General features: G+C 66.0%; 14 protein-coding genes, 1 tRNA gene and 2 pseudogenes. 11 read left to right on the forward strand and 6 right to left on the reverse strand.

What is annotated here, in order from left to right; translation table 11 throughout:
* Positions 1-327: 327 nt before the first annotated feature.
* A complete protein-coding gene (locus ACZ6QQ_RS20545; RefSeq protein ID WP_465878081.1) occupies positions 328-1,344 on the reverse strand; it encodes an aldo/keto reductase in 1,017 nt (338 codons plus the stop codon).
* An 86-nt stretch (positions 1,345-1,430) separates the two neighbouring features.
* On the opposite strand from ACZ6QQ_RS20545, the gene ACZ6QQ_RS20550 reads away from it, so the two are divergent.
* A complete protein-coding gene (locus ACZ6QQ_RS20550) occupies positions 1,431-2,030 on the forward strand; it encodes a TetR/AcrR family transcriptional regulator (RefSeq protein ID WP_465878082.1) in 600 nt (199 codons plus the stop codon).
* Between the two features lie 491 nt (positions 2,031-2,521).
* Here ACZ6QQ_RS20550 and ACZ6QQ_RS20555 read toward each other — a convergent pair.
* Positions 2,522-2,596, reverse strand: a tRNA-Met gene (locus ACZ6QQ_RS20555).
* Between the two features lie 307 nt (positions 2,597-2,903).
* Between ACZ6QQ_RS20555 and ACZ6QQ_RS20560 the strand changes: the two genes are divergently transcribed.
* The 4 genes from ACZ6QQ_RS20560 (at position 2,904) to ACZ6QQ_RS20575 (ending at position 4,421) form a co-directional block, all read left to right on the forward strand.
* Positions 2,904-3,134, forward strand: coding sequence for a hypothetical protein (locus tag ACZ6QQ_RS20560; RefSeq protein ID WP_465878083.1), 231 nt, complete (start codon positions 2,904-2,906; stop codon positions 3,132-3,134).
* Between the two features lie 356 nt (positions 3,135-3,490).
* On the forward strand, positions 3,491-4,042 hold the full coding sequence (locus ACZ6QQ_RS20565; RefSeq protein WP_465878085.1) for an RNA polymerase sigma factor: 552 nt from the start codon (positions 3,491-3,493) through the stop codon (positions 4,040-4,042).
* A complete protein-coding gene (locus ACZ6QQ_RS20570; protein ID WP_465878087.1) occupies positions 4,020-4,190 on the forward strand; it encodes a hypothetical protein in 171 nt (56 codons plus the stop codon). Before ACZ6QQ_RS20565 ends, ACZ6QQ_RS20570 begins: the two co-directional genes overlap by 23 nt.
* 72 nt (positions 4,191-4,262) lie before the next feature.
* Positions 4,263-4,421 (forward strand): hypothetical protein, encoded by a 159-nt coding sequence (locus ACZ6QQ_RS20575; RefSeq protein ID WP_465878088.1) that lies wholly within the window; start codon positions 4,263-4,265, stop codon positions 4,419-4,421.
* A gap of 272 nt (positions 4,422-4,693) precedes the next feature.
* Here the strand turns inward: ACZ6QQ_RS20575 and ACZ6QQ_RS20580 are convergent, their stop codons facing one another.
* Positions 4,694-6,544, reverse strand: a complete 1,851-nt coding sequence (locus ACZ6QQ_RS20580) for a hypothetical protein (RefSeq protein ID WP_465878089.1) — start codon at positions 6,542-6,544, stop codon at positions 4,694-4,696.
* 309 nt (positions 6,545-6,853) lie between these two features.
* On the opposite strand from ACZ6QQ_RS20580, the gene ACZ6QQ_RS20585 reads away from it, so the two are divergent.
* The gene (locus ACZ6QQ_RS20585) at positions 6,854-7,852 is read left to right on the forward strand and encodes a hypothetical protein (RefSeq protein ID WP_465878090.1); all 999 of its coding nucleotides are present in this window, start codon (positions 6,854-6,856) and stop codon (positions 7,850-7,852) included.
* Positions 7,853-8,339: 487 nt separating this feature from the next.
* Here the strand turns inward: ACZ6QQ_RS20585 and ACZ6QQ_RS20590 are convergent.
* Positions 8,340-8,426 (reverse strand): annotated as a pseudogene (locus tag ACZ6QQ_RS20590) (acyl-CoA dehydrogenase family protein); the annotation flags it as partial.
* 28 nt (positions 8,427-8,454) lie between these two features.
* On the opposite strand from ACZ6QQ_RS20590, the pseudogene ACZ6QQ_RS20595 reads away from it, so the two are divergent.
* Positions 8,455-8,613: pseudogene (locus tag ACZ6QQ_RS20595) on the forward strand (IS982 family transposase); the annotation flags it as partial.
* Positions 8,614-8,972: 359 nt separating this feature from the next.
* Here ACZ6QQ_RS20595 and ACZ6QQ_RS20600 read toward each other — a convergent pair.
* Entirely contained in the window at positions 8,973-10,223 is a 1,251-nt protein-coding gene (locus ACZ6QQ_RS20600; protein WP_465878091.1) for an FAD-dependent oxidoreductase, read from the reverse strand.
* A gap of 48 nt (positions 10,224-10,271) precedes the next feature.
* A complete protein-coding gene (locus tag ACZ6QQ_RS20605; RefSeq protein WP_465878092.1) occupies positions 10,272-10,748 on the reverse strand; it encodes a MarR family winged helix-turn-helix transcriptional regulator in 477 nt (158 codons plus the stop codon).
* Positions 10,749-10,851: 103 nt separating this feature from the next.
* Between ACZ6QQ_RS20605 and ACZ6QQ_RS20610 the strand changes: the two genes are divergently transcribed.
* The 4 genes from ACZ6QQ_RS20610 (at position 10,852) to ACZ6QQ_RS20625 (ending at position 13,872) form a co-directional block, all read left to right on the forward strand.
* The gene (locus ACZ6QQ_RS20610) at positions 10,852-11,532 is read left to right on the forward strand and encodes a DUF3159 domain-containing protein (RefSeq protein WP_465878094.1); all 681 of its coding nucleotides are present in this window, start codon (positions 10,852-10,854) and stop codon (positions 11,530-11,532) included.
* 65 nt (positions 11,533-11,597) lie between these two features.
* Positions 11,598-11,885, forward strand: a complete 288-nt coding sequence (locus ACZ6QQ_RS20615; protein WP_465878095.1) for an antibiotic biosynthesis monooxygenase family protein — start codon at positions 11,598-11,600, stop codon at positions 11,883-11,885.
* Between the two features lie 26 nt (positions 11,886-11,911).
* The gene (locus ACZ6QQ_RS20620) at positions 11,912-12,298 is read left to right on the forward strand and encodes a hypothetical protein (protein ID WP_465878096.1); all 387 of its coding nucleotides are present in this window, start codon (positions 11,912-11,914) and stop codon (positions 12,296-12,298) included.
* Positions 12,295-13,872 carry a multicopper oxidase family protein gene (locus ACZ6QQ_RS20625; RefSeq protein WP_465878097.1) on the forward strand — a complete coding sequence of 526 codons (1,578 nt, stop codon included), beginning with the start codon at positions 12,295-12,297 and terminating at the stop codon, positions 13,870-13,872. The genes ACZ6QQ_RS20620 and ACZ6QQ_RS20625 overlap by 4 nt, the downstream gene beginning before the upstream one ends.
* Positions 13,873-13,937 lie beyond the last annotated feature (65 nt).

A 13,937-nucleotide genomic window follows, 5' to 3' on the forward strand; every position in this document is an offset into this window, starting at 1 on the left:
TAAATGACCGCCTACGGGGAGTATTCATCGGCCGCCGACACTTCGGCGCGTACACCTCGTCCGGCGCTCCCCGAAGCCAACGCAGCTGGTTCGTCGCTGGCAGCCCGTCAGCAGATCAGCTGCGAGTTCACCCGTAGCGACGACACCATGCTGGCCGTCTGCCGCGAACGCAGCTGACCATCCCGCTCGTTCGTCGCGAGGTGGCCAGCTGCCCTTCGACGCACCCCTCAGCTGATTAGCCGCCGGTTGACGCAGACTCGATAGGGTGTTTCAACACGCGCACAATGGCTGCGCGGGACGTAGCGCGGCCCCTGCGCGGCCGACCAGTCATCCGCGGCGGAGCGGGGTGACACCGTCGAACCAGTTCGGGATGGATGCCTTGTCGGGGCTCTCCCGCTCGCCGTCGACGTGGATCGCATCGAGGCGGCCCAGTTGTTCGGTAGTCAGCGCCACATCGGCCGCTGCGGCGTTCTGCTCCAGATAGTTGACCTTGCGGGTGCCCGGGATCGGTACCACGTCCGGGCCTTGGTGCAGCAGCCAGGCCAGGGCGACCTGGGCCGGCTCCGCCCCGACCTCGGTGGCGATTTCCCGCACCGCGGCGAGTGCAGCCTGGTTGGCCTTGAAGTTCTCCTCGGAGAACCACGGAATGTCCCGCCGAGAGTCCCCCTCCGCCAGATCGGCGCGGCTCGTCATGGTCGCGGTGAGCGCGCCCCGCCCGAGCGGCGCATACGGCACCACCGCGATGCCCAGCTCGCGCGCGACCGGCAGCACCTCGTCCTCGATGCCGCGCTGCCACAGCGACCACTCGGTTTGCAGCGCGGTGATCGGGTGGACGGCGACGGCCCGGCGTAGCGTATCGACCCCGGCCTCGGACAGGCCGAGGTGGCGGACCTTACCTTCGGCGACGAGCTCGGCCATCGCCTCGACGGTGTCCTCGATCGGGGTGTCCGGGTCGATGCGGTGGGCGTAGTAGAGGTCGATGTGGTCGGTGCCGAGTCGGCGTAGAGATTGCTCGACCTGCCCACGCAGATACTGCCGGGTGCCGTTGATGCCGCCTGGGTGGTCGGGGCCGGCGGGTACGACGATGCCGAACTTGGTGGCCACCACGAAGTCGTCCCGGCGGCCTACCAGCGCACGGCCCAGGATTTCCTCACTTGGCCCGTACACGTCGGCCGTGTCGATGAGGGTGACGCCGAGACCGGCGGCCCGGTCAAGGATGGCGCGGACGGCGGCATCCTTGTCGTAGCCACTCTGGCCGTAGAAGTCGCCGAAGCTCATGGCACCGAAGCCCACGGCGCCGACGGTGAGACCCTCAGGGCCGATCTTGCGGGTTGGGATGGTCATATGATCGTCCTTCCGTTTGTCCACGGCTGTGGACAACTTATGTCCACAGCCGTGGACACGCAAGAGTGCCGCCTATTCTGGATGGTGTGATCGACGACTCGCCAGCGCGCAAGCGCGACTCCGCCTCCACCAAGGAGGCGATCCTGACGGCCGCCCGGCAGGTGTTCACCGACGCCGGGTACGACGCGGCGGGCATGCGGGACATCGCCGGGCGGGCCGGCGTCGACCCTCGGCTCATCGGCCGCTACTTCGGTTCCAAGGAGCAGCTCTTCGCCCAGGTGGCGGAGGACATTTACGGCGACCACCTGCTGATGACCCCGGGGATGAACGCCGAGGTGGCCCGTGAACTGGTCACCGCCCCGACCCAGGATCGAGCCGACGGGATGCTGCTGACGCTGCGATCGGCCGCCAACCCGCGCGCCGCGCAGATCATGGGTGAGAGTCTGGAACGCAACTTCCAGCGCGCGCTGGCCGAGGAACTGGCTGGCCCGGACGCGGTCGTCCGCGCCGCGCTGCTGGTCGCGATCTGCACGGGCGTCCAGTTCATGCGTAACGTGCTCGGCAACAGCGCCCTGGTCAACGTAGACGCAGATATCGCCGCCCCCTACCTGCGGGCGGCTTTGGATGCCATCGCGGCCACACCACCTACCCGTTCACCCACGCCCCCGGGGCACGGCGAGAAATGACCTTCTCCGCGCCCGTGGACGGACGGCAGGCGCAGGAACTCTTTGCAGCTGGAGAACAGTGGCGGCTGCGGCGCGCGCCATGCAGCGAGCACCCGCGGCCCGCAAGAGGCGGGCAACTGGGGCAGTCGCTCGTTCAACTCCTGATCCTTCATCCCCGGATTTGACAGCCCACGCGGCGGTATACCGACCCGAACGACGAGGGAGCCTGTTCGACCGCAAGGCAGCCGGCCACGGCATTGGCCGGCAGGCTCGGACTGCCGTCGACATGTGATCGATGGACTTGAGTTCGAGGATGCCCCTGAACGAAACACCAACTTCGCCTGACATAGAGAAAGTCCGACGTCCAACCGATGACCGACACAGCGAAGATCGATGGACCGCTATCCCGTGTCGCCTCGTGGTGTTTCGTCTGCCCGGACGGTGCCCGGAAGGAGATCAAAAACCCCGCCCCCATAATCTGGAGGCGGGGCTCTGACCTGCACTTTCACTTGTAGCGGGGACAGGATTTGAACCTGCGACCTCTGGGTTATGAGCCCAGCGAGCTACCCAACCGCTTTCGCCCCACCCTCAGCTCTCGGCGCGAACCGTCCGGCCCGCTCTGATGAGCCCATACGTATCGGGCGAGACCCAGTGCTACGGGCTCTTACGTAGCTGCTGAGTACGGGCCATTCAACCGGTGCGGACCCGACAAACACAGCGAGCCCCGGCCGCTACCCGTCGAGCCGGCGCCGCCGCAAGTGCTCGCCCAGCTTCCTGACGCGGACACCTTCTGATTCCGCGGCATCGCCACATCGACTGCACGGCCGGCGCCATCGCCAGCACTTACCAGTCAGAGCCGGACGGGCCACGTACGGCGTGACGAAGGAGTGCCCGGTGCCTGACGAGACGACCAAAGCCATGGAGCCGAAGGTCAAGGCCATCAACGCGGACTCACGCTCAGAGAAGCCGAGCAGCCGCGACGACACCGCGAAGCTCGTGACAGTCGCCAACCTGGCGCTTGTCGGCGTGCCGAGCGCGTATGCCGTATCTCAGTCGGTACTGGTCACGCTGGTCGCTGCGGTGGCCGCAGTGATCCTCGCCTGCCTGGTGCGTTGGCGCCGGTAGTCGGTTCCGAAATCCCCGGAAAAATCTTGGACGACGGCTTGCACGCTCAGCCGTCGCCCATGCACTCACCTACCGTAAGAGCAGGCGGCGCCAGCGGGGCGACGCCGCAAGGAGGAGACAGGAGGAGCAACAACCCCGCCCTTGAGGGATCGACGGACCGAGCGTCGGCGCAGGGACCGACCAGAGAGGTAGTGCCGCAAAATTGCACGACTGGCCACCCAACCCGGGTGACCAGAGAACGTCCACGCGTAGTACCGGCATCGGGCCGGCACCGCGCCTTTCAAAAAGGGAGCCACTATGACCCGCACATCTACCACGGCATCGCCGTATCCCCGCACCAAACGAAGGGTGGATCAATGTCTGAGCAGGTGGAGGCGAAGAGGGCGCAGGTCGACGTAGAAGGCTTCGCGGAGTACTACCGCGATGACTTCACGCGCCTGATCCGCTTCTTGATCCGCAAAGGTGCGTCCTTGAGCGAGGCAGAGGACGTCGCCCAAGAGGCCATGAAGTGCGCGCTGCTGAAGTGGCGAACAATCGAGCACCCACGAGCGTGGGTGCGCCAGACGGCAACCTCCATCATCATCCGCACCCGGCAGAAGTCTCGGCGAGAGCGCGAGTGGTGGCTGCGGAAGGGCCCCCAGGACGACGCGACCGAACAGATCTTCGATATCGAGGCGCAGCACTTCCACCGCATGGTGAAGGACCTGCCCACCAAACAGCGAGACGTCATGGCCTGGACCGCGGAGGGCTACACGCCCACCGAGATCGCCGGCGTGACCGGACAGGACCCCGGGACAGTGCGCTCACACCTGCGCCACGCCCGGCAGGCTCTCATCCGCAAGCTCGACCAGCAGCGGAGCGATGCAGCCAGAAGGGAGGCAAGCGATGGACCCAAACAAGGACCTTGAACTCGACCAGCTCATCGAGCGAACCTCCGCAGCCACGCTGAGGTCCCTGGACACGACGATCGACGTTGAGCAGCGACTGCGTGACCTGTTCCGAGAGGCCGGGCTCGACCCCGAACTCGTTCCAGAACGCCGCAGCCAGACCCGATAACAGCGCTCCACCATCTGGGCCCCCGACCGACTAGTCGGGGGGCCAAGTGGTTGATCATCCCCAAGGCCAGGCGTGACGGAGAAGCAGTACCCCCGGAATCTCCTGATGCTGCGCCAGGCCGTGGACGCCGCCGTACTCCCCCTGGTCCTACGGGCCAGCCAGGATCGCGACCACCAGGCCGAGGGCAGCGACGCTGACAGCGGTCTCCGCGCCGAGAATCACCGGCATTAGCGACCGCTCCCGCTCCGCATAGCCATCCTTCTGAACGTGGGCATCTGTATCCACAAGGCGCTCGGTCACAACATCTCTGAGCGGCTTCGGGGCATCTGATGTCGAGATCATTGATCAGCTCGCCCTGTGGTGACAGCCGGGGGCCGCCGGGAAGCGCCAACCCATGTCTTCCGGCAGCAGGACGTAGTCAACGCTGAGGCTTGTCTATCCGGCCAATCCGGGTCGTCAATCACGGACAAGATTGGACGCTGTCATTACAGCCACGCGCTTTTTCAGATCCCCTTTTCGAGGAGCCATCGCCGCCACTGGTTGGCGCCCTGCATCGCGACGGCCGGAATTCCGAGGGTGCCGGGGTATATCCGATCATACGCCGCGCTGATCGTGGCCGCTTCCTGCGGATTGCACAGCAGCCACGGCGCCGCGACGCGGTATGGTTCCAGCACTGGCCCGGAAGTCGTTTTCACTATGTCGCCAGCTAGCAGGCCCCGGTCCATCAGCGCGCGCCAGAGACTTTCCGTGGGTCCGATGTGGCTGTCACCCCATGCGCCTTCACCCCAGCCAGACACCTCATCAATCCGCAGTGGCAGAGGCGGTACCTCGACCTCGGCAGCGATGAGCGGAACGCCGAGTATGCGGAGGGCGTGCGTGCGGTGCGTCCCGTTGGTAGTGACGCGATGGATCGGCCCGGCAGGTCCGTGTAGCCGCTGTAGGTACACGTGCCCGAGGTCGTGAAGGATCTCCGCGAGAGCCGTCGCTGGATCAGCAGCGGTCAGGAGCTTCCGTACGATCAGCCCCACCACCCTGGGTCGATGGTCCGCGAAGTCGTTCCAGTAGCCCGCGTTGCCGCCGACCACTGTCTGGGTCTCCACCCAGTCGTTCAGGGACACCCAGCCAATCTCTTGGTCTCTTCGTTGTGGGCGAGGAAGGTAGTCGCTGACGCCCGTGATCAAGGGGTGGGTCTTGTTCAGAATGTTGGCACGGTGGGCAATCCGCGTGTCGGCATCGGCGAGCGGCCAGCGCGTCCGCAGCTCCTCGATCGCCTCTGCCAGACTGGCGAGAACATCCGTGCTGTCACGGATGAACTCGGCGATCGGTGGTGGGCCATCGTAACCGTCGTCGACGAGACGGCGGCTTCGTGGTGGGCTGATTGGCGTGTTTGTCCACTGCATCTTGGGCGGTATGCCAGGGGGTACCGACAATCCGGCGAGCAGCTCCCGGACGGCCTCGCCGCTGATGGCTACTCCACTCGCCCGCCTGCCCTGGGAGTCCATCGCCGCGAAGGCGGTGGTGCCCGTGGTCGTCGCGGTCCACGATGCACGTGCTGCGGTGCCGGTACCGAGTGCTGCGCTTCGGCGCAGCAGCAGCTCGTAAATGCCCGCAGCCCACGACGCGTCATCGCGGGGACCGTTGTCCGCCAGGATCGGCTCCGCCGCGACGTTCCCGTGTGTCGGCGTGGACACAGCGGAGGGCGCTTCGAGCGCTACCGGCCCTCTGGCCGGGGTGACAACAATGTCGGTGGGCCTACGCCGTCGGTAGGCGGGAATCGACAACAGCGTCCACCACGCGCCGCAGACCCCTGCCGCGACCCAGCGGGAGGAAGTTGGACTCTCTGCGGCGACCATCGCGACCGTCGCCGCGCCGTACAACGCCCAGCCCGCTCGTGCACCCCCCGACCGAAGAAAGGCAGAAACCAACAAGGCAACCCCGACACCGCACCAGGTCCACCACAACGTGACCGCAGGAACCGGAAGTCCGGCAGCATGGCCCTCGATGTAGTGACGCACCGGTTCTGAGACAACCCGCACCAGTGCTTGCTCGTCCGACCATCTCCCCAAGGCTGCCGTGGCGTCACCTGCCCAGAGCAGCGCTGCACGTATCAGGGGGATCACCACCCCCAGCACGAACGCCAAGCCCACCACGACAGCAATCGCGATCAGCCAACCAGGCGGCCAGTCGTCACGATCGCGCGACCGAGCCTCCACCCACATGTGCCGCAAGAGCTGTCGCACTGCGGCGGTCAGTTCCGACAAAGCCGACGGGGTCGAATCATGGTGGCTTGAGTCGTTCTGCTCAGCCTCACAGATTGGGTCCTCGCTGTCGACGCCTGAGCCGGCCACACGCACCCCTCTCATCAAACCGGCACACAGGTCACAGATAGTCATGCACACTTTGCTTTAGGTCAACAGCACTGGGCCTGCGACCAACCAATCGACAGCTACGCGTTCCGGCGTCCATGAGGCAGGGCGGTCGGTGCGCGGACGCCACCTGAAGCCCTAGCGCTCGTTGAACCATGGACAACAGGTTCGTCAATGTCTGCCATCGCTACAGGCGATGGGCCGACGGTTGGCAGCGTGACGACAGGTGGGATGCGGATCGCGACCAACGTCGTCGAGCCCGGGACGAGTTGTGCCCGGTGCTGGTAGAGGAGTGATATGCGCGCGATCGCCAAAGGGCTCACCGTGCTGGCGGCCCTGGCCGTCATGGCCGCCTGCGAGAACACAGGCAGGATCGCCGAGCCACCAGCCGACGAGCTGCAGGGGCGGCCCTTCCCGATTGTGACCGGCACTCCGGCCGTTCAGAAGGCTTGGACCTCGTGTGAGACCGACGCGCCCATGGAGATCGGCGGGCCCCCGTCGGACGCCCTCATCCTGCCGCGCCTCGACACCGGTTTCGTGGCCACCGTCGCAGTCCACTGCCAACTCGAACCCAAACGACGCGCCGACCGTGGTGAGGACCTGGTCCTGACCGAGGGCCGGGCCACCGACCTGACCGCCTTGCTCGCCGCGCTGCGGCTACCCGACGACACGTTCATCCCCGACGCCTGCACCGCAGATATGCCCTGGGTGCCGAACCTGCTGCTACTCGACGTCCACGGCCGCTGGATCCGGCCGGGGCTCCCCACGACCGGCTGCGGCAAGGCACGTACCGAGGTAGAGGAAGCCGTACGCGCCCTGCGGCTGACCACCATCAAAGAGAAGGTCATACGAGAGATCCTTTCGTCCGGGGCCGCCGTCTCCGGCTGCACCCAGGAGTGGCAAGACATGGTTGCCATCGAAACCAGCCCGACGCCCCGCGCGCTCCCGGGCCACGTATCGCTTCCGTTCGAGCCCACGTCACAGATGCGTCTGTGTGTGTTCCGGGTACCGGCCGATCGACAGGGAACACCCGACGTCGCCGGAACCTTCGACTACGGTCTGCTCCTTCCGGAGCAGCGACGCGAGGTCATCGCGCGCACGTTGGCCTCGATGCCCCCGGCGAAGGAGTGCTCGGGCCCGGCAGACCGGTTCGCCGTTCTGCGGGCCTCCAACAACACCGGCGGCGAGGTCTACGTCGAACTCGACCACTGCCGGCGAATCCTGACAAGACCGATGTCCGGCCCACCGACCCTGGCCCAGGCCGACCACACGCTCATCGAACTACTAGGAAGATGACCGCCGGAGCCTACTGGCACGGGCGTGAGCGGTCACCACCGCGTGCAACCAACTCGGGCCACGCCGTCAGGGGTGCCAGCCTTGAGAGGGCGGTTCGTGAGGTTAGATCCGTTTCGCAGTCAGGACCAGCCCTGACCAGCGAGTCCGGCGTAGCCGCCCAGGCGCCGATGGATGAATCGGCGCCTACCGGGAACTGGCTGGATCAGGCCGGCAGGTCGCCCGGGCCTCAGTACCAGTCCAGCGAAAGCGAAGCATTGACCCAACGCGAGGGCGAATCCACTCACAGTAATTTCGCAGCTTCCGGCACCCATCGGCGCCGATCACTGATTCCGGGGTCCACCGGGGACAGCCAACATCGATTAATCGACATTTGTCAGCACGCAGGCCAGCATTTGCCCAGCATGACATCCGAAACGAGCCATGATCAGCCGAAGTCAACCGAAAGATCAACTCAGCCGCCGCCACGGCCCTGAGCTGGCAAAACAGCCTAAGCAATGCCGTTGAGCAGCTGTCTTGCCATGACGATCCGCTGCACTTGATTCGTACCCTCGTAGATCTGGGTGATCTTTGCATCAAAGCGGCCTGACCTGCGACAACACCCTCTGAGGCCTGGTCGAACCAACGTTTGCCCAGAATCCCTGCTGAAGCCGATTCGGCAGCTCATCGAGTCGGTGAACCACACGTCGAAGGGCCAAATCGACATTGAGCTACGAAGCGGCCGACGTATCGAAGAGATAGCCGCCCGACCACAGACCCGACTTCGGACTCGCTCGTCTGGGCCTGGGCGGCGATCACCCGCTGCCGCGACATGCCACACCGTGACGTGTCACCTGCCCACCGAACATGATCGATCCGCGCTGGCCCAACAGAACGGAGCACCAATGTACCGGTCAGGTCATACCGGCAGCTCCGCCACACCAACTCCCGACCGCGGCACGGGCGGCTGAACAGGGCTTGTCCTTTGACCGCCCCGAGCGCAGATGTTCACCTACACCACGTACCGAGCCGTGACCCGCCATCACCTTAAGCTGGGGCGACGCCCGACGGCCGACGGCACCGACAACGACCCGGTAATACCCCTGCCCGAGAGGCGCATGCTTACGAGCCGGTGTCTGATCGATTAGATAGACGGCCCGAAGATCTTGCGGCGTAGGGCGGGGATGGCCGCACTCGCCCGGAGGAGCGCACGGAACATGGTCCGGTTCGTTGGTGTGGCGAGGGCGGCGTTGGTGGCGTTCCTGGTGGAGAGGGCTAGTGCCTGGTTGGCGTAGTGTCGCATGGCGGTTTCGTAGACACCGATGCTGCTCACCGGTTCGGTGCCGGTGATGAGGGCTTGGCGGAGTTGGTCGGCGTCTCGTAGGGCGGTGTTGGCGCCGATGCCTGCCATCGGCGTCATGTTGTGGATGGCGTCGCCGAGGAGTGTGACTCGCGAGGGTGCCCACCCGGGGAGCTGAGGCATGGTCCGTAGCGGCACGGTGCTGACGGTGGCGGCATCTGTGGCGTCAACCATGGTCCGTAGAGCTGCTGTCCAGTCGCGGACGCGTTCGGTGACGAGTTGCTTGAGCTGGATTCCGTCGAGCTCTTTCACTCCTGGCGGGTACGAGTTTTCCGGTCCGGCCCAGGCCCAGACGAGGTATTGGGTGTCCCCGCTACTGACGTCGGTGTGGTCGGGATCGCCGCTGGCCCAGGTGGAGAGGAACATCCATCCGTTTCGGGCAGGGACGACGTTGTTGATGCCGCCATCGGTGAAGTCGGCCGGTAGGGCGGCGGCGACCGCGCCTGTCAGGGGGACGCGGCCGGCGATGTTGATGATGCCGAGCTCCTGACGTTGCAGGTTGGGGAGGCATTGGTGGCGGACGCGGGAGTTACTGCCGTCGGCACCGACGAGGATGTCGCCGTCGGTGTGCGAGCCGTCGGCGAAGTATGCCCGGACGTTGTCGCCGCGTAGTTGGTAGTGGGTGAACCTCTTGTTCCAGTACACGTGGGGTTCCGTGTCGTCTTCGGTAGCGGTGTTGTGTAGGAGGGCTTCGTGGAGCTTGCCGCGGGTGATCGCGCGGCGTTTGGTGATCGGATCGGTGGTGTGTTCGGGGAACCGTTTGTCGATGGTGGCCAGGATGCCGCGGTGGGGGTCGCGGAAGCGGATGACCAGTGGCGCGGGGGTTCCGGCCCCGTCGATCATTTTCCAGTTCTGGTCAGGGAGGCAGGCGTGCAGTGCGCGCAGGCCGTCGGCGTTGAGGTGGATCCCGTAGCTGGCGGGCTGGTGTGCGTGGTGCGTGGATCGTTCGAACACTCGGGCGTCGATCCCGGCGTTGCGTAGTCCGTGTAGGAGGGTGAGGCCACCGAGGCCGGCGCCGATGATGAGAACACGCATGGGTTGAGGCCTTTCATGCCATTGAGCTGGTGGTAGGCCGGGGCGGGCTCAAGAGCCGACCATCGCGCGTAGAAGTTGTTGCAGTTGCTGCGTCTGCGCTGGGGTGAGGGCGGCGGTTGCTGTCGCGGCGGCGGGTTCGGCGGCCTGGTGGGCCTGGGCGAAGACGTCACGGCCGTGCTCGGTCAGGGTGACGGCCCTCAGTCGCCGGTCGCCGGGCACGAGTTGGCGTGAGGCGAGGTCGAGTCGCTCGAGGTCGTCGACGATCCGGACGATCGAGGCTTTGTCGTGGTTCGTTTGCGCGACGAGGTCGCGTTGGCTGAGCGGGCCCGAGGCGTGCAGCCGCATCAGCACCATCAGGTGGCGCCGCTCGATGCCGAACGGCGCCAACGCCCCGTCCATCGCCGCGGCCACGTGGTCGTGCGCCTGACGCAGCAGCAACCCGATCGCGAAGGGCGACCCCTCCGCCGGATTCTCCGGAGTGCCGGACGTAGCTGACTGACTGGCGGAAGCTGATTCGATAGGCACCGTAAGACACTATCTCGCCAGCGACAGGTTTGCAAGATACCGTTTCGCATGCAACCATCTCACCATGAACGATCAACGAGCGACCCTCACGATCGGTGACCCAATGCCTGACGACGACGTCACCCACGGCCCCGAGCCACAACCACGACCCCGGCCTCGGCAGGGCCGCGACCAGGAACCAGAGTCGCGATGGGCGGCGATCAGGCAGACCTGGACCGACCCGGACCGCTGGATCGGGATCGTCGTGGCCGCAGCTCCTGGCCTGGTGTTCGTGACGACGAACGTCGTGGCATCCCTGTACCCGGCGATCACCGCCGCCGCTGTAACCGCTGTCGCGGGCCTGGGCTACCGGCTGGCACACCGGCGGTCGCCATGGTCGGCACTGATCGGCATCCTGGTCGTGGCGGTGTGCGCGGTGGTCGCCGCCGTCACCGGCGAGGCGCGGGACTTCTTCCTGGTACCGACCCTGATCCCGCTCGCCGTGATCATGGTGTGTCTGGCCACCATCATCGCGCGCCGCCCGCTGACCGGACTGCTACTCAACCGGGTCAGCGGCGGCCCTCGCGACTGGTACCGCAATACCGCGCTGCGCCGTGTCCACCTGACGGCTACCGGTGCGGCGATCGGTATCAACATCATCAACGCCACCGTGCAGGCGATCTTCTACGACCGGGGCGATGTCGTCGTGCTCGCAGTCGCTCACGCGGCCACGGGACCGATCTTCGCCACCCTCGTCGCGGTCACGATCGTCGCAGTCCGCAAAACCCTGGCGGCTCAGCGATGACCGCTCCTACCCCGGCTCCGGCAAGCCCGCCCGATGCTCCTGAAACGAGGTACGGCGGGCTGACCGTGACGAGTGTTTTCACCGTCACCGAACAACACCAGACTCAGCTGTACGCCCTACTGACCGCCACCGGCCACGACGTGCTGGAGCACACGCCCGGCTTCCTCGGTTCGACACTGACCCGGTCCGACGACGGACGGCATGTCATCCACCACGCGCGCTGGCGCGACGACGATGCCTTGGCGGCAATGCTGACCAGCCCGGCTGCGCGTTCCAGCATGGCGGCTTCTCGTCTGCTTGCCGACGTGCAAGTCTTCCGTTCCCATCACACCCAGGTGTTCGAAGCATCATGACGACCACACGGATCACGCCGTCCCCGATGCCTCACACCACTTCGTCGAGGCGGCGGTGGCCGGCCTGGCTGTTCCGGCTCACCATCACCACCGCGGCAGTCCTGGCCTTCGACCAGGCCGTCTTCGCCGGCCAGTTCCTATCCGGCAGCTACCCGGCACTGCACCTCCACCGGGACACGGCCACCTACACCGTCGCGGCGACCGCGGCCAGCATCGTCACCGCGATCCTGTGGCGCCTCATCGGGGGCGGCCCCCGCTGGCCACTGCCCGCCTCGATCGTGCTGCTCGTCCTGACCGCCCTGCAGACCTGGCTCGGCTACCAACTGATCCTGGCCGTGCACATCCCCCTGGGCGTCACCGTCATCGTGCTGCTGATCGCCCTCACCGCCGCAGCATGGAGGACGACCCCATGACCACCATCAGCCGCCGTAGCTTCCTCGGCATCGCCGGAGCCGGAATAACCGCCGCCGGCATCGGCATCCCTTTCGTCAGCGGCATCGCCGGAACCAGCTCCACCGGGAAGGTCCTGCCCAGCCGCGCACCGCTCCCACCGGCATTCCGACGGCGGCTCACCCTCCCACCCGTACTGCGCCCGACCCACTCCGACGCGACCACCGACTACTACGACATCGTGCAGAGCGTCACGCGGGCCATGATCCTGCCTGGGCTGCCGACCGAGTTGTGGACCTATAACGGCTCTTTCCCGGGACCGACGATCCGCAGTAGACGAGGCCGCACCGCCAAGGTCCGACACACCAACAACCTGCCGCTACCCACCGTCGTCCACCTGCACGGCGGACAGACGCCACCGGACAGCGACGGCTACCCGACCGACTACGTCTACCCCACCGACATGAGCTACTACGCCCAGCACCAGCGCCACACGGGCGGCAGCCACGGTCACATGTCGACCGGCGGCGACATTCGGCAGGGCGACCGGACCTACACCTTCCCGCTTCAGCAGCGGGCAGCAACCCTGTGGTACCACGATCACCGGATGGACTTCACCGGCCCCAGCGTCTGGCGAGGGCTTGCCGGCTTCCACCTGCACCACGATGACGAAGAGGCGGCTCTACAGCTGCCGGCCGGCGACCGCGACCTGCCATTGATGATCACCGACCGCAGTTTCGACACCGACGGATCACTGCTCTACCCCAGCCTTGACCCCACCCTGGTGAACCAGCACGGAGTCCACGGCGACTACGTCGCCGGGGTCCTCGGTGACGTCATGCTCGTCAACGGCACACCCTGGCCCATCACACCCGTCGAGCGCGGCACTTACCGGATACGCCTGCTCAACGCCTGCAACGCTCGCCAGCTGTCACTGCGCCTCGACCCGGCGCCCCCGTCCGCCTTCACCCAGATCGGTACCGACGGAGGACTCCTCACCGAGCCCATCCGGCACGATCACCTCGAACTGGCTCCCGCACAACGGTTCGACGTCCTCGTCGACTTCTCTCACTACACCCCAGGCACCGAAGTCACCCTGATCAACGACTTCGACGCCGCAACAATGGGACAGGTCATGCGGTTCATCGTCAGAGACGGCCAACCACAGCCATTCAAGATCCCAGATCGACTCTCCGCCATCGCCGCCCTGCGGCCGGCCGACGCGGTCACCACCCGCAAGTTCGACTTTCGGGCCGGTGACGTCAACGACCACCACGGCTGGCTCATCTCCCGAGCCCCGTTCAGCCCCGACTCCGTCGCCGCACAGGTCCGCCTCGGCACCACCGAAATCTGGCAACTGAACGCCGACTTCCACCATCCCGTCCACATCCACCTCAGCCCCTTCCAAGTCCTGGCCCGGGGAAGCGAGGGACCCGGACCCTTCGACGCCGGTTGGAAAGACACCATCGACCTACGCCCCGGCGAACAAGCCAAAATCCTCATCCACTTCGACGGCTACCGAGGCAAATACGTCTTCCACTGCCACAACCTCGAACACGAAGACATGGCCATGATGGCCAACTTCATCGTCAGCTGACAGCCTGCGCCACGAAGGGAGATCCCTCCGATGACCGTGCCGAACCGACAAGATCCTCACCGCTG

The organism is Micromonospora sp. NPDC049529 (genome assembly GCF_055586685.1).

Coding starts and splice junctions, on each gene's coding strand:
- ACZ6QQ_RS20625 (WP_465878097.1), top strand. CDS start 12,295: ATGACCACCATCAGCCGCCGTAGCTTCCTCGGCATCGCCGGAGCCGGA.
- ACZ6QQ_RS20620 (WP_465878096.1), top strand. CDS start 11,912: ATGCCTCACACCACTTCGTCGAGGCGGCGGTGGCCGGCCTGGCTGTTC.
- ACZ6QQ_RS20545 (WP_465878081.1), bottom strand. CDS start 1,344: ATGACCATCCCAACCCGCAAGATCGGCCCTGAGGGTCTCACCGTCGGC.
- ACZ6QQ_RS20610 (WP_465878094.1), top strand. CDS start 10,852: ATGCCTGACGACGACGTCACCCACGGCCCCGAGCCACAACCACGACCC.
- ACZ6QQ_RS20570 (WP_465878087.1), top strand. CDS start 4,020: ATGGACCCAAACAAGGACCTTGAACTCGACCAGCTCATCGAGCGAACC.
- ACZ6QQ_RS20585 (WP_465878090.1), top strand. CDS start 6,854: ATGCGCGCGATCGCCAAAGGGCTCACCGTGCTGGCGGCCCTGGCCGTC.
- ACZ6QQ_RS20565 (WP_465878085.1), top strand. CDS start 3,491: ATGTCTGAGCAGGTGGAGGCGAAGAGGGCGCAGGTCGACGTAGAAGGC.
- ACZ6QQ_RS20600 (WP_465878091.1), bottom strand. CDS start 10,223: ATGCGTGTTCTCATCATCGGCGCCGGCCTCGGTGGCCTCACCCTCCTA.